The sequence below is a fragment of the Asticcacaulis sp. AC460 genome (genome assembly GCF_000495795.1).
GTDB lineage: Bacteria > Pseudomonadota > Alphaproteobacteria > Caulobacterales > Caulobacteraceae > Asticcacaulis.
The window spans coordinates 1-19,011 of record NZ_AWGD01000039.1; the positions used below are offsets into that span (position 1 = coordinate 1).

Sequence of the window (19,011 nt, forward strand, 5' to 3'; positions counted from 1 at the left end):
ACCGTGAAGGTCTACTGGCAGACGTATAACCAGACGGCCGGTTACAACGACTACACCAGCCTGTCCGGTTACCTGACCTTCGCGGCCGGTGAGACGGTTAAGACGGTTCGCATCCCGATCACCAACGACAGCCTGGATGAAGTCAACGAGGCCTTCACCCTGGAACTGTACAACCCCAGCAACAATGTCACCCTGACCAAGAATGTCGGAACGGCGATCATCGTGGACGACGACGGCGCGGCGGCGGCGCCGGCGACCTTGAACGGGACGGGCAACGCCGATGTCCTGTTCGGCGGCAATGCCGGCGAAACCATTAATGCCGGGGATGGCGACGACATCGCGTTCGGCCAGGGCGGCAATGACACTGTCAACGGCGGTCAGGGCAATGACAGTCTTGACGGCGGGACGGGCAGCGACCTGTTGACAGGGGGGACGGGCAACGACACCTTCTATGTCGATGGTGCCGCCGACGATGTCGTCGAGCTGAGCGGCCAGGGGACAGACCTGGTTGTCGCAACTGCCAGCTACAGCCTGGCCGGGAGGGTGGTCGAGAACCTGACCCTGACCGGTAGCGCCAACATCGATGCGACCGGGAATGGCCTCGGCAACACCTTGACCGGCAATGCCGGCAACAACAACCTGGATGGCGGCGGCGCCAACGACACCCTGATCGGAGGCGCCGGCAACGACACCTACTATGTCCAGGCCATCGGTGATGTCGTTGTCGAACTGTCCGGCGAAGGCGCGGACCTGGTGGTTTCATCGCTGACCTGGTCGCTGGCCGGCCTGTTGGTCGAAAACCTGAGCCTGACCGGATCCGCAGATTTGAATGGCACAGGCAATAGCTTTGGGAACAGCCTGAGCGGCAATGCCGGCCACAATATTCTGGATGGCGGAGCGGGGAGCGACACCCTGACCGGAGGCCTGGGCAACGACACCTATTATGTCGATGCCGCCGGCGACAGCGTCGTCGAAGCCTCGGGCGGTGGAACCGACCTGATCATCGCGTCGGTCAGCTACAGCCTGGTCGGCAAGCAGGCTGAAAACCTGACCTTGACGGGAGCGGCGGCCAGCGCCACGGGCAACGGACTGGCCAATGTGCTGACGGGCAATGTCGGCGCCAACCTGCTGGACGCCGGCGGAGGCCATGACAGCCTCGATGGTGGCGCCGGCACCGACACAATGATCGGCGGCAGCGGCAACGACAGCTATCTCGTCGACAGCACCGGCGACGTGATTACCGAAGCTGCCGGCGGTGGGACGGATGCCGTTCGGTCGTCGGCGACCTATACGCTGTCGGCTGATGTTGAGAGCCTAACCCTGACCGGTACCGCATCGATCAACGGCACCGGCAACGCTGTCGGTAACGTCCTGACTGGCAATACAGGCAGCAACGTGCTGAGCGGTGGGCTCGGCAACGACACCTACTATGTCCAGAACACCGGCGACAATGTCGTCGAACTGGGCGGGGAGGGGACGGATGTCATCTTCTCGACGGTCAGCTATAGCCTGAACGGCCGATACGCCGAGACGATCAACCTGACGGGATCGGCCAATATCAATGCCAGCGGTAACTCGCTGACCAACACCCTGGTCGGCAATGACGGCAACAACACGCTGAACGGCAAGGGCGGCAAGGACGGCCTGACGGGCGGCCTGGGCGCGGATGTGTTCCTTTTCGAGGCCAGCAACGGGAAGGATACCATCACCGACTTCTCGGCGGCGCAGAATGACAGCATCAATGTCAATGCGATTACCGGCGGGGTGGCCGACAATAGCCTTGTCGCCCAGGTCGGCGGCAATGTGGTGGTCACTTTCAACGCCAGCAACACCATCACTGTTATCGGGGCAACCCAAGCGGATGTTCTGGCGCATATGGTGTGGTGAGTTTTCACCGATCGGCGCCGTCAGGTTTCCGGGTGCAGGGTCTGCCCTTTGCAGGCTCCGGGCGTTCGTTGCGGAAATCGCTACACTGTAGCGATTTCATCCGGTTTGCGTTTTGCAAACCGGCGCTCCTCACCCCTGCTAGCCGACCTGCTTCATTTCGCTGAGGTCGCCGTCCGTGATGGTCAGGCGGCGGTCGTTGCGCATCATCTCGTCGATCTCTTCGCGCGCCACCGGCCGCGAGAACAGGTAGCCCTGGATGATCTGACAGCCGGTCTGGCGCAGGATGTTCTTCTGCGCCCGGGTCTCGACGCCTTCGGCGACGATGTTCAGGTTCAGCGCCTTTGACAGCTTGACGATGGCGCGGATGACAGCCTCGGCCTCCGGGTCGACGCCCAGGTTCGACACGAAGGAGCGGTCGATCTTGATCTTGTCGACCGGATAGCGGCTGAGGTAGCCCAGCGACGAATAGCCGGTGCCGAAATCGTCGAGTGCGATCGAAAAGCCCATATTGCGCAGGTCGCGCAGCACGGTCTGGGTGACGCTGTCGTCGTTGAGCAGCACACCTTCGGTGATTTCAATCTCGATCTGGCCGGCGACGGTGTGGGTTTCGGCCAGCATGTCGCGCATCTGGCCGACGAAGCAGGCATGGCGCAGTTGCGTCGCCGAGACGTTGACGGCGACCTTCAGGCCCGGCCAGCGGTGGCTGTCGCGCATGGCGCGGCGCATGACCAGGCTGCCCAGGTCGTGCATCAGGCCGCACTCCTCGGCCAGCGGAATGAAATAGGACGGCGACACCGGGCCGCGCGTCGGATGGGTCCAGCGGCAAAGGGCCTCGACGCCGACGATATTGCCGAAATGGTCGACCTGGGGCTGATAGACCACGTCGATATCCTCGACATGGATGGCTTCGCGCAGGCCGGTTTCCAGTGTCTTGCGCAGCTTGATGGTGGCGTCCATCTCCACTTCGAAGAAGGCGTACTGACCGCGGCCCAGATCCTTGGCGCGGTAGAGGGCCAGGTCGGCCTGGCGCAGGGCTTCGGCCGGATCGATATCGCCTTCGTGCAGCAGGGTGACGCCGATCGAGCACGACGAAAAGACCTGCCCGCTTTCGAGATTGACCGTGCCGGTCAGGACTTCCAGGACGCGCTTAGCCAGGGCGGCGGCGCTTAAGGCATCGGTGTCGGTCTGGATGATGACGAATTCGTCGCCGCCCAGGCGCGCCAGGGTGTCGCAGGAGCGGATGATACCGCTGATCTTCGCGGCATTGTGGCGGATCAGTTCGTCGCCGGCCAGGTGACCCAGGGTATCGTTGACGTCCTTGAAGCGGTCGAGGCCGATGCACATGACGGCGACGTGGCCGCCCTGGCGGTTCAGCCGTTCGCACGCCTGGTTCAGGCGGTCGGCGAACAGGGTGCGGTTGGGCAGGCCGGTGAGATTGTCGTGCAGGGCCATGTGCTTGGCCTTGGCTTCGCTGGCGATCAAGCCCTGCGCCGCCTTCTGGCTCTGGTGCAGCAGGACGATGGCGATCAGGCCCAGGCCCAGCGAGATCATCAGGACGGGACCGAGCGTGCGGATAAACAGTGTGCGGCCCGGCGTGTCGGGCATCCAGACCAGCTCAGCAATGGTTTTGCCGGTGTTTTCGTCGATGAAGGGCACCGAGGCCGCGCCCTGGGGCTTGGACTCGCCCGGATGGATGAGCGTGATTTCCGAGACCATGTAGCGTTGCGACAGGTCGACCAGTTCCTGGCGGCTCAGTTCGTGGGTGCCGACGGCGACATAGGGTTTGTAGGCCAGCAGCTTCGGATCATGGCTGTCGGACAGCAGCAGACTGGCGCCGATGATGTAGATCTTGCCGTTGACGGCTTGCAGCTTGCCGGCGTGGTTGCTCTCGGAATTGTAGCTGAGGCGGCGGGCGGCGCGTTCGTCGAAGCGGGCGCGCAGGTCCCGGATGACGCCGGTGGACTGGATGGCGATGGTCTCAAAAGACTTGGGGTCGACCTCCTCGCCCTTGCGGTAGGCGAAGACGATGCGGCCGGCATCATCCATCAGGAAGTTGGATTCGAACTTGAGATAGTTTTCGAAATAGGCGCCGATATTGTTCTTTACCCACTTCTTGTCGTACTTGACATGGGTGCTTTCGACCGCCTGGTCCCAGATGGTGATCGGGGTCATCATCATCGCATGGTCGTCTGCCATCTGGCCGAGCCCCATGGTGACCAGCTTCTGTTCGCGGGTACGCGACAGGGTGTCGGCCTGTTCGGCCCACACCCATAAACTACCCACCAAAGCGCAGACTGCGACAACGACGATCAGGGCCATCGGAGCCAACAGTTTGAGTTCGCTTGCGCTACGTTTCACCAGCACCCTCATTCTGAGGTAAATTATTATGTCAGTGTGGGACCTTAGGCGAAAACTCTTAAATTAAGGCAAACGCCCGCCACTTTTCGTTAGAATTTTGTTAACCTTGTTGTGGGCCGGAATTGCCGCACTTGCGGCATATCTTTCCCTTGACAGCACAGGGGTTGCGCGTAATCCGGACGCAACCGGCAAAAACTGCGCAGCGAAGGGCGTCATGAAACTTTTTATCAATTCGGGATCGCCATTTGCGCGCAAGGCGCGGATCGTGTTGCGGGAAAAGGGGCTGATGGACCGGGTCGAGGAGGTCTTCGTCATCCCGGTCGAGAGCCATCCCGACCTGGTGGCGGCCAATCCGCTGGCCCAGATTCCGGCGCTGGTGGCCGACGACGGGGTGCGATGGACCGATTCCAGCCTGATCGCCCACTGGCTGGACGGGCAGGGGGAGGGGCCGCGGTTGCTGCCGGAAGGTGAGGAGGCGTGGCCGGTGCGCCGGCTGGAGGTGACGGCGGCCGGCATCCTGGAAATGACGGTCAAGATGGTGCTGGAAAACCGCCGGCCGGAAAACGAGCGCTCGCCGTTCTGGCTGGAACGGTGGGAAGGCAGTCTGGTACGCGGTTTCGAAGTGGCGGAGGCTGTGTGTCCGGATGCGGATGTATTCGACCTGGGGGCGTTGACCCTGGGCATTGCCGCGACCTATGCCGATTTCCGTTATCCCCATATCGACTGGCGATCTGTGGCGCCAAAGGTGGCCGCCCTGCAGACGCAACTGGAAAAGCGGCAGAGCTTTATTGATACCTATCCGAAATAACGATAAGCGGGGGGCTTGAGGAGTTACCCTGTTGATACACCTGCCCCAAGCCAAGCTCGACCAGGTCATGGACCGCTTCCGTATGATCGAGGCGCGTATGGAATCGACGACGGACGGCGCCGAGATCGTGCGGCTGTCGAAGGAGCATGCCGAGATCAAGCCGGTCTGTGACGCCGTCGAACGGCTGGTCAAGGCGCGCGCCCAAGTGCCGGAACTGGAAGAGATGGTTGCGCTCAACGATCCGGACCTGTCGCCCCTGGCCGAAGAGGAACTAGGCGAGTTGAAGGGGAGCTTGCCGGACCTGGAGCGCGGGGTGGCGTTGCTGCTTGCGCCCAAGGACAAGGACGAGAACGCCTCGGCCATCCTGGAACTGCGTGCCGGTACGGGCGGGGACGAGGCGGCCTTGTTCGCCGGCGACCTATTCCGCATGTATTCGCGCTATGCGGCGGCGCAAGGGTGGAAGGTCGAGGTCGACAGTCTGTCGGAAGGTGAGGCCGGTGGCTTCAAGGAAATCATTGCTTCGGTGACCGGCGAGGGCGTGTTCGGCAAGCTGAAGTTCGAGTCGGGTGTGCACCGCGTACAGCGCGTGCCGGCGACCGAGGCGGGCGGCCGTATCCATACGTCGGCGGCGACCGTGGCGGTGTTGCCCGAGGCCGAGGATGTCGAGATTGAAATCCGCGACCAGGACCTGCGCATCGACACCTACCGGTCGTCTGGCGCCGGTGGTCAGCACGTCAACAAGACCGACTCGGCGGTGCGGATCACCCACCTGCCGACCGGGATCGTCGTCACCAGCTCGGAAAAGTCGCAGCACCAGAACCGGGCGATCGCCATGCGTAACCTGAAGGCCCGCATGTACGACATGCAGCGCCAGGCGCTGGATACGGCGCGGTCGGATGCGCGCAAGTCGCAGGTAGGATCGGGCGATCGGTCGGAGCGAATCCGGACCTATAATTATCCGCAAGGCCGGGTCAGCGATCATCGCATCAACCTGACGCTCTATAACCTGCCGCAGTTCATGGAAGGCGATATGGGCCAGATGATCAATGCGCTGATCGCCGAGGACCAGGCCGAACGCCTGGCGCAGCTTGAGGAAGAGTTTCGCTGATGACCGGTACCGTCTCCGCTCTGTGGCGTCATCCGATCAAGGGTTTCACACCGGAGGCGATTGAGCAGGCGGTCTTGAGCGAAGGTGGATTCTTTCCGTGCGACCGCTTGTTTGCGTTGGAGGTGGGACCGTCGGGATTTGATCCGGCGGCGCCGAAGACCATTTCCAAAATGAAGTTTGCCGTGCTGGCGCGGTTTCCGGCGGTAGCCAGGTTGCAGACGTACTATGACGAGGCGCGTGCAGTCCTGGCGGTGTCGGATGGTGGTGATGCGGTGGAGTTCGAGCTGGCAACAGGCGCCGGCCAACAGGCACTGGCGCGTCATGTCGAGGCGGTTCTGGCCGCGAATGAGGACTATGATCCGGTTTTACAGCCGTTGAACTTCCTTGCCGCGCCTGAAATTGCCGAGCCTTTTCGCTTTACCGATTCCGGCAAGGGGTTCGTGTCCTTCCTCAATCTCAATTCAATGCGCGATGTCAGCCGGCGGATGGGCGGGCCGGAACTGGACCCGTTGCGGCTGCGTGCCAATATTTGGGTCGAGGACTGGTCGCCGTTCGAAGACCATGGCTGGGTAGGGCGGATCCTGCGCATCGGTGACGATGGGCCGGAACTGGAAGTTCTAAAGCCGATTGTCCGTTGCGTCGCCACCCATGTGAATCCGGACACCGCCGAGCGCGATATCGACCTGTGCACGGCGTTGTGGGAGAATTACGGTCATCGCGACTGCGGTATCTATGCCCGGGTGGTCAAAGGCGGTGCGGTCCGGCCGGGTGATCGCGTTCACCTGATGGGTTGACTTGGCGGGACAGGCTTCTATGTAGCCTGTGACTCTCACATAACACAGGTGCTCCCCATGCCGACCCTCGTTCTGCTTCGCCACGGCCAAAGCCAGTGGAACCTCGAAAACCGCTTTACCGGCTGGGTCGATGTCGATCTGACTGCCGAGGGTGAAGCCCAGGCGCGTCGCGGCGGCGAGCTGATCAAGGAACAGGGTATCGAGATCGACCGCGCCTTTACGTCGGTTCTAACCCGCGCGATCCGCACCTGTAACCTGGCATTGGAGGCGGCCGGCCAGACCTTCGTGCCGGTGACCAAGGACTGGCATCTGAACGAGCGGCATTATGGCGGGCTCACCGGGCTGGACAAGGCCGAGACGGCGGCCAAGCACGGCGAAGACCAGGTCAAGGTGTGGCGCCGGTCGTACGACGTGCCGCCGCCGCCGCTGGAGGACGGTGGTGCGTATGATTTCAAGGCCGATCGCCGCTATGCCGGGGCGGTCCTGCCGGATACCGAGAGCCTGAAGACCACGCTGGATCGCGTGCTGCCGTTCTGGGATGGGGCGATCACGCCGGCCTTGAAGTCGGGCGAGACCGTGCTGGTGGCGGCGCACGGCAACTCGATCCGGGCGATCTTGAAGCTGTTGTTTAACCTCGGCGAAGAGGCGATCCTGGATGTGGAAGTGCCGACCAGCAATCCGCTGGTGGTCGAGCTGGATGCCGGTTTGAAGCCGGTGTCGGCACGATATCTGGATGAAACCCGGGCTAACCCGGTGCCGGAGCTGGTGGCTTGAGAAAGCGTGAAGCGCTGTAAAACCCCCTCTCCCCGCTCACGGGGAGAGGGTAGGGGTGAGGGGCATACCCATGCGTGGGCCTGACGAGAAGAAGACCGAGCGCGCACGAAACCTGCGAAAAGACGGGAGCAACGCGGAGTGGGCGGTTTGGAACGGTTTGCGCAACCGAATGCTTAGTGGTCGGAAATTTGTCCGCCAACTGCCGATAGGGCCTTATTTCGCTGACTTTGCCTGTCGTGAACTCAATCTCGTCGTCGAGATAGATGGTAGCCAGCACAATGACAGTCACGATGATCGGGTTCGTGACATTTACATGAACAAGCTGGGATGGTCGGTCGCACGATTTGTTATCGGGGATAAGGGGCCAATTTTGGATACCATCGTGGCGATTTGCGAAGGTGAGATTGCCGAGCCTGTCCGGTCGCCTGAATTTAACTTCTACCCCTCATGGCATGCCCCTCACCCCAACCCTCTCCCCGCAGGCGGGGAGAGGGGGCTTTACGGCGCTTCATCTGAGACGTTGATGCGACGTGCTATCGCTCTGGCGCGGCCAGGGAAGACCTGGCCCAATCCGGCCGTAGGGTGTGTGCTGGTGAAAGACGGCGTCGTTGTCGGTGAAGGCGCCACAGGCGACGGTGGTCGTCCGCATGCCGAGGAAAATGCTCTCGATATGGCGGGGGAAACAGCGAGGGGCGCCACCGCCTATGTGACGTTGGAGCCGTGTGGGAAGCGTTCCACGGGGTGTGCATCGTGCTCGGAACGGCTGGTGGCGGCAGGGGTCGCGAGAGTCGTCTATGCCTGTGACGACCCTTCGCCCTATGCCTCTCATGTCGGGCCGCAACGGTTGATCGATGCGGGTATCACCGTCGAAGCCGGACTGCTGGAAGATGAGGTGGCGCATCTGATTGCGCCCTTTGCACACTTCTTAAAAACTGGAAGTCCGATGGTGCGCGAACGGGATGACGTCACCGGTTTCGACGCGGAGTTCCAACCCGAACCCGATGCCGAGCTGGGCGCTGAACTGGTCGCCTGGGCAGGCAAGGGCTACCGGCATCTGAGGGTGCCGGAAGGCTCGCAACTGGCGGCCGAATTGCGCAGCCTCGGCTACCTCACTGAATAAAGCCAAATTTTAAGATATTTCTGACATCCTGCTCGTTCAAGTTATGCGAGTGGAAGTCAAACCAGGATGAACGCCACGGCGGGCGAAAGACGCTACACCAAGCTGTCCCAAGCCCAGGTTGATGTAATCTGTCAGAAGCACGAACGGTTTTTCCAATGTAAACCGGGCGGCGCCCGGGCTGTGTTCGCCTGGTGCGACCTGTCGGGTCTGTCCTTCCGCGGTCGAGTGCTCCAGGATGCCGACTTCACCGCTGCCATCCTGGCCGACTGCGACCTGGCCGGGTGCAATTTCGACAAGTCCAACCTGTTCTGCGCCGATCTGCAACTGGCCAACCTGATGGGGGCGTCCCTGCGTCGGGTCGACCTGCGCGGCGCCTGCCTGCGCGGCGCCAACCTGTCCGGCGTCGATCTGTACGAAGCCGATCTGCGCGAAGGCGCCCTGGCGTTGCCCGACAAGCAGGCCGGGCTGGCCTATGTCGAGATATCGATGCGGACCTCGGAAGCCACCTACGCCAATCTGCGCGGCGCCAACCTGGAACGGTCGAAGCTGTCCGGCATCCAGGCCATGAAGGCCGACTTCTCCGACGCCACCATGAAGGGCTGCAAGCTGGTCCGGGCCAATCTTAAGCAGGCGATCATGAACAATGTCGACCTGGCCGGCGCCGACCTGTCGGGGGCCGATTTCACCGGCGCCTCGCTGAAGGACGCCGTGCTGATCGGCGCCAAGACCGACATGATGCGCACCGAACAGGCCGATATGTCCGGCGTGCTGACTGACAAGATCGTCGGTACCGACGTCAAGACCCTGCCGTATGGTGAGATGCTCCAGGATCACGCCAAGTGGGTCGATACCCTGGGCAAGCAGGGCAAACCGTCGACCTTCGACAAGGCCGACCTGCGCGCTCTGGGGCAGATCCGCGGGCTGAATCTGACGGCCTTGTCGGCGCGTGGGGCTGTGTTTTACGGTTTGGATATGCGCGGGGTGCAGCTTCAGGGGGCGCATCTGGAAGGCGCCGATCTGCGCAATTGTAACCTGAAGGGCGCCGATCTGCGTGGTGTGCGCATGTATCAGGCGCGGCTCGATGGCGCCAATCTGGAAGGCGCGAACCTGGGCGCTTTGCAGATTGACGCGACTCGCGTTTTGCCGGCCGACCTCCGCGAAGCCCGCATGCGCGGGGCCAACCTGGCCGAGGCGGATCTGAAACTGGCCAAGCTGGATGGCGCCGATCTGTCGCGCGCCAATCTGGAAGGGGCTTCCATGAGACTGGAAGCACTGGAGCACGTCACCTGTGTCGGCTTGCGTGGCCGGCTGGCGTCATAATGCCGTACAGCGATGTCACGGCCATGAAGATTCGTGATGCCCTGGGCGGCGTCGCTATCACCGAAAAGCAGATGATGGGCGGGTTGGTCTTTATGATCGGCGGCCATATGACGGTCACGGTCAAGACGCTGAAAACCGGCGTGGAGCAGTTCATGTTCCGGCCGGGCAAGGATCAGGAAAACAAAGCCCTGGCGATTGCGGGAACGCGGCCGATGATCCACGGCGGCCGCAAGATGACCGGTTTCCTGTTTATCGATGCCGATGACTGCGACGAGGCGGCGTTCGATCAACTGTTGAAGATGTCACGCGACTACGCATCGTCGCTCCCACCGAAATAAAAGAGACTCTTCGGACGTCCTGTGATCCGCGGCTCGGGGAGGGGACAAGCCGTACGATCACAGGCGCCGAAGAGCCTTTAGAGACTGTTTGTAAATGGATGATGCTGGCCTGCAAAGTGCCGTTTTCTGCGCTTCCGGTGCTCACGTACTTAAGTACGCTCCGCTCCGGTTCTCGAAACCAGCCCTTTTCGGCTCAGCCTCCCCCATTTCCAAAGCAGTCTCTCAGTTTTCAGGGAGGGAGATAGAGAGGGGACCGCGCAGGACGCCTATCCGGCGCGGTTTAGAGGTAGGCCTTACTCGGCGGCTTCGAGCACGGTCGGGGTGTCCGAACCGGTCTTGATCGCGATGGTCTTGGCCTTCTTGGCTTCCGGGATTTCGAGCTGCAGCGAGATCGAGAGCAGGCCGTTGGCCAGGTCCGCATGGGTGACGCGGATATGGTCGGCGAGCTGGAACCGGCGTTCGAACGAACGTTCGGCCAGGCCGCGATGCAGGAAGGTACGCGTGGTGTCGTCGGCGTCCTTCTTGCCGGTGACGGTCAGTACGTTTTCCTTGACCTCGATATTGAGCTGATCCGGACGGAAGCCGGCGACGGCGACTTCGATGCGGTAGGAATCGCCGGTTTCGGCATCGGCCCCGGCGAGGCGCTCGATATTGTAGGGCGGCCAGCCCGGCGCGGCGTCGGCGCGAGCGGCGCTATCGAGCAGTCCGACCAGACGGTCGAAGCCAACGGCGGAACGGTAAAGGGGGGAAAAATCAACAGCGGTACGCATGGGGCTCTCCTTAACTAGAAGCGAGGCTTACGGACGTCGTGCGTTGTCCGTAAAGGATTGATTTTGAACAACATCGACACCCCCGAATGGGCAGTGTTGCCGTTCAAGAAGGCCCGTTATCGGCGCCTTCGTCCTATGATTTGGGGGAGAAAAAAGCGGGTTCAAGGGTGACGGCGAAAATTTTTTGCCGTCACCCGATTTTACATATACGGCCCCCACATGAAGGCGGTGGCGCCGAAAATGCCTACGGCCATCACGGCGGTCATGATGAGAACAAGCACACTGACGTTGCGTTTGACGATTGTATGCCGGCTCTTCTGGGCCATAAAATAGAGCTCCAGCACGGCCAGCGGAATGAGATAGGCGCCAAACGTCAGGAAGGTCCCGACCGGGCCACCCAGCTTGTCGTCCATGCCCCAGCCGTGGGTAAGAACGGCCCAGGCCATGATGGCGATGCGCAGGAACCAGACGCCGTTGACCACGATAAAGGTGCGCATGGCCCAGTGACGGTGTTCATCGATGCGACGTGCGGCCGCCAGGCGCCAGGCCTGAGTGGCGAAGATCAGGATCAGTATGCCGTTCAATGTCACGGCGAGGTCGGAATTTAGCGACAGGCGTGTACCGCGCACCCACCCCAGCCACAGGCCACCCAGGGCCATGATATAGGCCAGGATCAGGAACAGGCGTCCGGTCCAGCGGTGCAGGGCAGGGACGTGTTTGCGGATCTGCGGGATCAGTTGCATCAGTCCGGCGACCGTGATGACAGCGGCCAGCAGGACGTGGACGGCGAACATGATGTTGCCGGCGGTGTCGCCTGAGACATAGCCCTTGATAATCGGCTTGTCGTTCCAGCCGGGATAGTCGCCGCGAAGGGTATGGCCGCCATAATGGTGGGCGATCATCCAGACGAAGGCCAGTTGGCCTACGGCGGCGGTCAGGTACCAGATCAGTCCGGAGCGTTGCAGCAGACGGGTGCCGGGAATTTGGGGGGAGGGTGTCATGGGCGGTTCCATAGGGTTTGTACGCGGTCTATTCAGGCCTGCTGCACCGTGCCGTCTCGCCGATTTGGAAATCGGTCATAGTTTTTTTCCCGATGTCGGCTATCCTGAGCGAAGAGCCGGGAGGTAGGCGTGAACGACACACTGGTTTTTCCTGCGCTGCTGGCCGTCCGCCGCCGCAGGCCGCGGGATATTCATCTCTATTTTGCCCTGTTCGCTGGCTCGATTCTCGTCTTCTGCCTGCGCAGCCTGATCGGCGGCGCAAATGGCCTGGCGGCGGATTTTTTAGCCATTGCCGGATGCGCCACCTGCGGCTGGTCGTGGCTGCTGACGCGCGCCCTGTTCCGCCGGGATGCGCCCGATGCGTTGCCGTGGCCATGGGGTCTGGTGCTGATCATGATCGCCCTGACGGCTGTGTTGCGGTGGAGCCCGGCCGGGCCGGTTCAGCAGATGGGCGGCAAGGTGATGGAGTTGATCGGTTCGACCGCCTTGCTGCTGGCCTTGGTCGAGCCACTGCTGGGATTACGTGGCGCGGCCCAGGGGGAGCGGCGCTTTCGCCTGATCTTTGCCGCCGCCTACGCGACGATCATGGGCATAGGCGTGATCTGGATCAGCGGCGCGCCGCAGGGTAGTTGGGCGGCGCAATGGGGCGACCAGGTCAAGATCGCCTGTGCGTTCGTGGGCTTGCTGGGCGCCGGTCTGGCCGTGTGGTATCGCGGGCGTCATGCGCTGGCGGATGGCGCGCGGCCGCGACGGGTCGCTACGGACGACGACCGTGCTCTGGGTGAGCGGGTCTTGCGGTTGATGACTGAGGACCGGCTTTTTACCGAGCCCAGCCTGAAGGTCGCCGACCTGGCGCGGCATCTGGGCGAAGCCGAATACCGGGTGACGCAGTGCGTCACGGGCGCCTTGGGCTTCGGCAATTTCAACCAGATGGTCAACCAGTTCCGCATCGAACAGGCGCAGCAGATGCTGAGCGATCCGCGCTGTGATCATTTGCCGGTTTTGACCATAGCGCTGGATTGCGGTTTCGGGTCGATCGGGCCGTTTAACCGCGTTTTCAAGGCTAGGTATGAGGTCACACCGACGGTGTTTCGCAATACCAGGGCGGGGAAACTGGTGTAAATCTTCACGGTTCACGAAACGGTCGCTGATAGAAAGATACCCCTCCACCGCTCCGCGGTCCCCCTCCCCACTTCGTGGAGAGGAGGGAGCTTGAACACTCTATAGGCGATAGCCTTCTCACATATAGGGAGGAGAAGGTGGTTACGCCTTAACCGCGACCTTCTTCTTCGTCTTGGTTGGCAGTTTAACGAACTCTTCGTCGATTTCCTTGGCCGTCAGCAGGCTGTGATGGTGGTCTTCCTCAGCCAGCAAGCGGATGGCTTCCAAAGCTGCCTGACAGCCCATGCCGGCGGCCGTAACCGCCTGGCGGTAGACGTCGTCGGTGACGTCGCCGGCTGCAAAGACGCCGGGAATCGAGGTCTTCGGTGTGCCCGGTTCGACCACCAGGTAGCCGCCCTGTTTGGTGGCCAGTTGGCCTTCGAACAGTTGCGATGCCGGAGCGTGGCCGATGGCGATGAAGACGCCGTCCAAGTCGATCACGCGGTCTTCGCCACCATTGGTCGACGACAGGCGCACGCCGGTGACACCGGCCATGCCGAATTCGTTGCGGTCGCCCAGGATCTCATCAATGGCGACGTTCCAGATCGGCTCGATCTTCGGGTCGTTGAGCAGGCGCTCGACCAGGATCTTTTCGGCGCGCAGCTGTTCGCGGCGGTGGACCAGATAGACCTTGGAGGCAAACTTGGTCAGGAACAGCGCTTCTTCGACGGCCGTATTGCCGCCGCCGACCACGGCCACAACCTTGTTGCGGTAGAAGAAACCGTCGCACGTGGCGCAGGCCGAAACGCCGAAGCCCTGATAGGTTTGTTCAGACTCGATCCCCAGCCACTTGGCCTGGGCGCCGGTGGCGATGATGACGGTTTCGGCCAGGTATTGGCCGCCGGCTTCGGTTTCCAGCCGGAAGGGGCGTTGCGACAGGTCGGCCTTGGTGACGATTTCGGCGATGACTTCGGTGCCCATGTGCACGGCCTGGTCGCGCATCTGGTCCATCAGCCAGGGGCCCTGGATGACCTCGGCAAAGCCCGGATAGTTCTCGACATCGGTCGTGATGGTTAGCTGGCCGCCGTCCTGCGGGCCGGTGAAAATGACCGGCGACAACAGGCCGCGCGCGGCATAGATGGCGGCGGTCCAGCCGGCCGGGCCGGTGCCAATGATGGCGCAGCGAACTTTACGAGGATCGGACATGACGGGTACCTGAGGAATCGTGACTTTCGGTCCCCTAGATAGGGATCAGGGACCGGGTTGTCATCCGTTAACGAATTGATGCTGTGAAAAAGATGGTAGTGATGGAAACGCCGGAGGGCCAAATCCCCCACCGTCTCATTTGCTTCCAGCAAATGATCCACCTCCCCGTATAACGGGGAGGGATAAGTAATTGATTTTCTTAACTCGAATGCTTCGCTGAGAACACCTCGACGACCTTCGTGGCGGCGCGGGCGGTTTCGTTCAAAGGGGCGTAGGTCCAGGTGTCGAGCTTGCCTTCGAAAGGACGGACAATGCCGCGCTCTTCCAGGGCCTGGTGGAAGCGGGCGAACTTGCCTTCCGGGCGCAGGCGATCCATGGCCAGGCGATAGACAGGCTTGCCCGTGACAGCCGCTTCGGCGACCATATTGACCGAGTCCTCCGTGACCAGAATGTAGTCGGCGGCGTCCAGCACCGCGAAATAGGGATTGTCGCCCTGGCCGTCGTATATCAGGCCAGGCAGGTCGCCCAGGACCTCATGGAATATGGCGCGCGCATCGTCGGGCGTACGGCGGGACAGGGTCAAAAGCAGGCTGCCTGTGCCGACGGCCTCACGGATATCGTGGGCGATGGCCCGGGCGCGATCCGCCGTCAGGTCGTGGGTTTTGGATTTGCCGCCGACCAGCACGGCGACGTGTGGACGCGGCAGGGAAGATAGGCGATCCCGCCAGCCGGCCGCTTCGTCTGTGAGGCGATTGGGCGTTATACGGTTGGTGGAACCCAGTAAAGACAGGACATTTCCGCCCTTGACCTCGTCGTGTTCGGGGGCAATCACCAGATCGAAGGCCGACAGGTTTTCCTTCGGATCCTGCAGTTGCACGACGAGCGTCCGCCCGTTCGAACGCTTTTTCATGCGCAGCGAAAAGGGCAGGGTGGCGCGGCCGGCGGCGATCCAGATGTCGGGCCAGGGCGCCTCGATGCGGTCGCTATCCGCGGCCAGCATACGGTTCGGCCACAGTTTCAGCGCCGTCGGCCAGCGGTCGAAGGCGGCGTCAAAACGGATGCGTTTGACGGCTATATCGGCCGGTAGCAGGCGTGCTACGGCTTCGGCCAGGCCCATCACCTGGTTTTCGATGCCGGCGCGTCCGTCGGACACGGCCCAGATCGTCACAGGTTGCGCCTGGTCAGGTTCCATCAGCTGAGCGCGTTCAGATCCACTCGACCTTGAGGATTTCGTAGGCTTTGACGCCACCGGGAGTCACGACCTCGACGACGTCGCCGACTTCCTTGCCGATCATGGCGCGCGACAGCGGCGACGACAGCGAAATCTTGCCCGATTTCACGTCGGCCTCGTGGTCACCGACCACCTGGTAGCGGCCTTCTTCCTCGGTGTCTTCATCGACCACGGTCACGGTGGCGCCGAACTTGATGTTCTGGCCGGACAGTTTGGCGACGTCGATCACCTGGGCGCGGCTGATCTTGTCCTCGATGTCAGCGATCTGACCTTCGATCCAGCCCTGACGTTCCTTGGCGGCGTGATATTCTGCGTTTTCGGAAAGGTCCCCATGCGAACGGGCTTCGGAAATCGCCGCAATCACGGCGGGACGCTCGATCGACTTGAGACGCTTCAGTTCTTCGTCGAGGGTCTTATAGCCTCCGACGGTCATCGGCACTTTTTCCATGTGCGATTAGTCTTGAATCACCCAGAGGACAGACAAAAAGCCCATATACCGGTTGAGGGTGAATACAACCGGCAGGGCTCGGGTTTAGAGTGTGAAAGACGCCGCCCTGTGCTTACCTTGCGGTGCACAAGAGCGGCGTCTTCGTCTATATAGGGTGATTTCAACCATTTTGGAAGAAGAGTTTTACCGCCGTCCCCAAGGTGGCGGAAGTCGCTACCTTTCAGAGGACGAACGAGACGGAAACACCTGCGGTCCAAATCCCCCACCGTCTCATTTGCTTCCAGCAAATGATCCACCTCCCCGTATAACGGGGAGGTATAATATTGCTATACCTATTGCTTCCGGCCTTGAGACGGAAGGAAATGTTAGCTGGTTGAGACGGGGCGCCAGGTCTTCAGGACCGGGGGGGCGGGTTCGTCTTCGTCCGGCTCGGCGTCAGGGTCGCTGAGCCGGATATTGATCAGCTTGATGCCCAGGCTCTGTGCCGTTTGGGGCTCTGGCTTTCGAGCGACCTGGCCACGGCCGCCGCGCGAAGAGGCAGAGGCCGAAGACTCGGCGCCGCCTTCAGTCGCAACGGGTTCTGGCGGAATGACCACGAAACGGATTTTCAGGGCATCCTTGCGCAGGGCCGAGGCCGGCAGGGTGATGGTGTGTTCGCTGGCGCGCGGGTTCAGTTCGATCTCATCGACCTTGACGTCGTTGACCATGACGCTGACCTGGACCGGACGGCGGCTCTTGGCCTTCAGGTTCAGCTCCAGCTTGCGCGGCTTGGGCGTGTCGAACTCGACATGCTGGATCGGGATGACGACATTGGCGTCGGGACCTTCGCTCCAGGTGCCTTCGGTGTCGGGGCGCGACCAGTTCTGGTCCAGCATGCAGGTGCCCTGGTCCAGCCAGCCGAAGCGCACTTCCGAGCGGATAGGATCCCACACCGGCTTGTCCAGCGGCAGGTCCATGGCCTTGTCCGGCGGCAGGATCCACACGCCGTCCAGCATGCGCAGGCGCGAGCGCAGGTTCGCCGGGGCGTCGCATTGCTTGAGGAAGACCAGCAGGTGGTTCGGCTTGACGTCGCCGTTCTTGAAGGCGTCCTGGCCGGCGTCCTGATGGGCGATCTGCATCAGGTTCTCGCGCGCGGCATACATGGTGTTGACCGGCAGCTTGTTGGAGGTCGCCCGCCAGGTGACTTCGTAGAACAGCTTCTGGTTCAGATGGATATTGGCGGGGTAGAAGTCGACCCCGTCGGAAGCCTTGACCAGCTTGTCCCACAGCGGCGACGGCGTCAGGTAATAGACCTGGTCGCTCTGGGCCAGGCCGGTGGCCTTGCGCATGGCGGCGGCGAAGCCGGCTATGTCATAGGCCTGAACCGCGATGACCAGCGGCAGCATGATGGCGATGACCTTGGGCCGCGCCTTATACAGCACGACCAGGGCGGACAGGATCAGCAGATAGGCGATCGGCCACATCATCCGGCCTGAGGCGCGCAGGATGGCGGCTGGGCCCTTCAGTTGTTCGGGCAGGGGGAAGTTCCACACCTGCATGTTGAAGAACTTGGCGTTGTTGGAGATGGCGATCAGGGCCAGGCACAGCATGGGCAGGGCCAGGGGCCACAGCTTTTTCAGGTAGTCACGGGCGCGTTTGGCTTCGGGCGAGGTCAGGTACAGCACCACGGCGGTGACGATCAGCATCAGCAGGCCGAAGCCGAGATATTGGTAACCTTCGAATGACTGGCCGCCGTTCAGCGGCGTGGCCTTCAGGATGTTGGAGAAGTCCTGGCGCACCGGATTGAAGAAGCTGTCGATCCCGGCGGTGTAATAGCCCCAGCCGCCGGCGCCCGAGGCCATGCCCTTGGTATAGGTGCCGGCCAGGCCCATGGTAACGATCGGCGCCATCAGCGCAGCCGCGCTACGCCAGGTCAGGTCCAGCAAGGCCTTGCGGTCGAAGGTGCGGGCCGCCGGCCAGAAACGGCGCAGAACGTCGCCGCCCCAGATGGCCGCGATCATGAACAGCAGATAGGGGTGCAGCAGGCCGGCAAAGCCCAGCAGGGCAATCCAGTGCCACATCTTGGCGCGCTCGCTCTGCACATTGATGAAGATGTGCAAGCCCCACAGGACCAGGAACTGGGCCACCAGGGTGTCGTGGCGCATACGGTAATACAGGATCGGCAGGAGGCTGAGGATGATGGCGCCGCCGAAGGCGGCCCAGCGGCCGGGGGCGTGGGGACGGACCAGGCGGTAGGCGACGAAGAAATGCAGGGCGACGCACATGGCGAACCACGGGCCGATATATTGGAACTGATCCGGCAGCAGGTCCGAGAAGGGCTTGAACAGGAAGGCAAACGGCGGATTGGCGTCCAGCGACATCAGGGAGTTGCCGACGGGGGCGGCCAGGCAGGTCTGGTGATTGAAGCTGTCAGCGCAGTGGCGGTAGGCGTTCCAGCCCAGGACATGCTGGCCCCAGTCGGCTTCCAGCACCCAGCCGATTTTCGTCGGGTCAATGATGTACGGGTTGAAAAAGCACAAAAACAGCACGACCGGCGCCAGGCAACAGGCCGCACGGAACAGACCCGTCCAGACCTGAGGCGGCAGATTGGTCACGAAGGCTTGGGGCTGGCTTATCGCGGAACGCCAGTTCCAGGTCGGCAAACGCATGGTCTTTTTCGATACTCGGACGGAGGGCTTGGGAGCGCCCCTGCAATCGTCGTGCCTTTTGCGGCGGCGTCGCGGAGGACGGTTCTGTCCGGCGCGGGG

General features: G+C 62.1%; 16 protein-coding genes. 9 read left to right on the forward strand and 7 right to left on the reverse strand.

Going from position 1 to position 19,011, the window contains the following annotated elements; genetic code table 11:
- The coding region (locus ABAC460_RS45150; RefSeq protein WP_023455473.1) for a Calx-beta domain-containing protein at positions 1–1,887 on the forward strand (1,887 nt) is incomplete at its 5' end.
- Positions 1,888–2,025: 138 nt separating this feature from the next.
- On the opposite strand, the gene ABAC460_RS45155 is transcribed toward ABAC460_RS45150, so the two are convergent.
- A complete protein-coding gene (locus ABAC460_RS45155) occupies positions 2,026–4,245 on the reverse strand; it encodes a putative bifunctional diguanylate cyclase/phosphodiesterase (protein ID WP_235075858.1) in 2,220 nt (739 codons plus the stop codon).
- A 214-nt stretch (positions 4,246–4,459) separates the two neighbouring features.
- Here ABAC460_RS45155 and ABAC460_RS45160 point away from each other — a divergent pair, with 214 nt between their 5' ends.
- The 7 genes from ABAC460_RS45160 to ABAC460_RS45185 all read left to right on the forward strand — a co-directional run bounded on the left by ABAC460_RS45160 (position 4,460) and on the right by ABAC460_RS45185 (position 10,507).
- Positions 4,460–5,053 carry a glutathione S-transferase N-terminal domain-containing protein gene (locus tag ABAC460_RS45160; protein ID WP_023455475.1) on the forward strand — a complete coding sequence of 198 codons (594 nt, stop codon included), beginning with the start codon at positions 4,460–4,462 and terminating at the stop codon, positions 5,051–5,053.
- A gap of 34 nt (positions 5,054–5,087) precedes the next feature.
- Positions 5,088–6,161 (forward strand): peptide chain release factor 1, encoded by a 1,074-nt coding sequence (prfA, locus tag ABAC460_RS45165; protein WP_052012819.1) that lies wholly within the window; start codon positions 5,088–5,090, stop codon positions 6,159–6,161.
- Positions 6,161–6,955: an MOSC domain-containing protein gene (locus ABAC460_RS45170; protein WP_023455477.1), complete on the forward strand. Its 795-nt coding sequence runs from the start codon at positions 6,161–6,163 to the stop codon at positions 6,953–6,955. The genes prfA and ABAC460_RS45170 overlap by 1 nt, the downstream gene beginning before the upstream one ends.
- A gap of 57 nt (positions 6,956–7,012) precedes the next feature.
- On the forward strand, positions 7,013–7,729 hold the full coding sequence (gpmA, locus tag ABAC460_RS45175; protein WP_023455478.1) for a 2,3-diphosphoglycerate-dependent phosphoglycerate mutase: 717 nt from the start codon (positions 7,013–7,015) through the stop codon (positions 7,727–7,729).
- A 70-nt stretch (positions 7,730–7,799) separates the two neighbouring features.
- Positions 7,800–8,849 (forward strand): DUF559 domain-containing protein, encoded by a 1,050-nt coding sequence (locus tag ABAC460_RS50560; RefSeq protein WP_023455479.1) that lies wholly within the window; start codon positions 7,800–7,802, stop codon positions 8,847–8,849.
- A gap of 66 nt (positions 8,850–8,915) precedes the next feature.
- Complete coding sequence (locus ABAC460_RS45180; RefSeq protein ID WP_023455480.1) at positions 8,916–10,169, forward strand: pentapeptide repeat-containing protein; 1,254 nt, start codon at positions 8,916–8,918, stop codon at positions 10,167–10,169.
- Positions 10,169–10,507: a hypothetical protein gene (locus ABAC460_RS45185; RefSeq protein ID WP_023455481.1), complete on the forward strand. Its 339-nt coding sequence runs from the start codon at positions 10,169–10,171 to the stop codon at positions 10,505–10,507. The genes ABAC460_RS45180 and ABAC460_RS45185 overlap by 1 nt, the downstream gene beginning before the upstream one ends.
- 293 nt (positions 10,508–10,800) lie before the next feature.
- On the opposite strand, the gene ABAC460_RS45190 is transcribed toward ABAC460_RS45185, so the two are convergent.
- Together ABAC460_RS45190 and ABAC460_RS45195 are read right to left on the reverse strand one after the other, a co-directional pair.
- Complete coding sequence (locus ABAC460_RS45190) at positions 10,801–11,277, reverse strand: Hsp20 family protein (protein ID WP_023455482.1); 477 nt, start codon at positions 11,275–11,277, stop codon at positions 10,801–10,803.
- 200 nt (positions 11,278–11,477) lie between these two features.
- Positions 11,478–12,278, reverse strand: a complete 801-nt coding sequence (locus tag ABAC460_RS45195) for a DUF2306 domain-containing protein (RefSeq protein WP_023455483.1) — start codon at positions 12,276–12,278, stop codon at positions 11,478–11,480.
- Between the two features lie 129 nt (positions 12,279–12,407).
- Here ABAC460_RS45195 and ABAC460_RS45200 point away from each other — a divergent pair, with 129 nt between their 5' ends.
- Entirely contained in the window at positions 12,408–13,400 is a 993-nt protein-coding gene (locus ABAC460_RS45200; protein ID WP_023455484.1) for a helix-turn-helix transcriptional regulator, read from the forward strand.
- A 141-nt stretch (positions 13,401–13,541) separates the two neighbouring features.
- Here ABAC460_RS45200 and trxB read toward each other — a convergent pair whose 3' ends face one another.
- The 4 genes from trxB to ABAC460_RS45220 form a co-directional block, all read right to left on the reverse strand.
- Complete coding sequence (gene trxB, locus ABAC460_RS45205) at positions 13,542–14,585, reverse strand: thioredoxin-disulfide reductase (RefSeq protein WP_023455485.1); 1,044 nt, start codon at positions 14,583–14,585, stop codon at positions 13,542–13,544.
- A 199-nt stretch (positions 14,586–14,784) separates the two neighbouring features.
- The gene (locus tag ABAC460_RS45210) at positions 14,785–15,753 is read right to left on the reverse strand and encodes a mitochondrial fission ELM1 family protein (protein ID WP_023455486.1); all 969 of its coding nucleotides are present in this window, start codon (positions 15,751–15,753) and stop codon (positions 14,785–14,787) included.
- A 37-nt stretch (positions 15,754–15,790) separates the two neighbouring features.
- Complete coding sequence (gene greA, locus ABAC460_RS45215; protein ID WP_023455487.1) at positions 15,791–16,264, reverse strand: transcription elongation factor GreA; 474 nt, start codon at positions 16,262–16,264, stop codon at positions 15,791–15,793.
- A 365-nt stretch (positions 16,265–16,629) separates the two neighbouring features.
- Positions 16,630–18,912 (reverse strand): DUF6311 domain-containing protein, encoded by a 2,283-nt coding sequence (locus tag ABAC460_RS45220; protein ID WP_023455488.1) that lies wholly within the window; start codon positions 18,910–18,912, stop codon positions 16,630–16,632.
- Positions 18,913–19,011 lie beyond the last annotated feature (99 nt).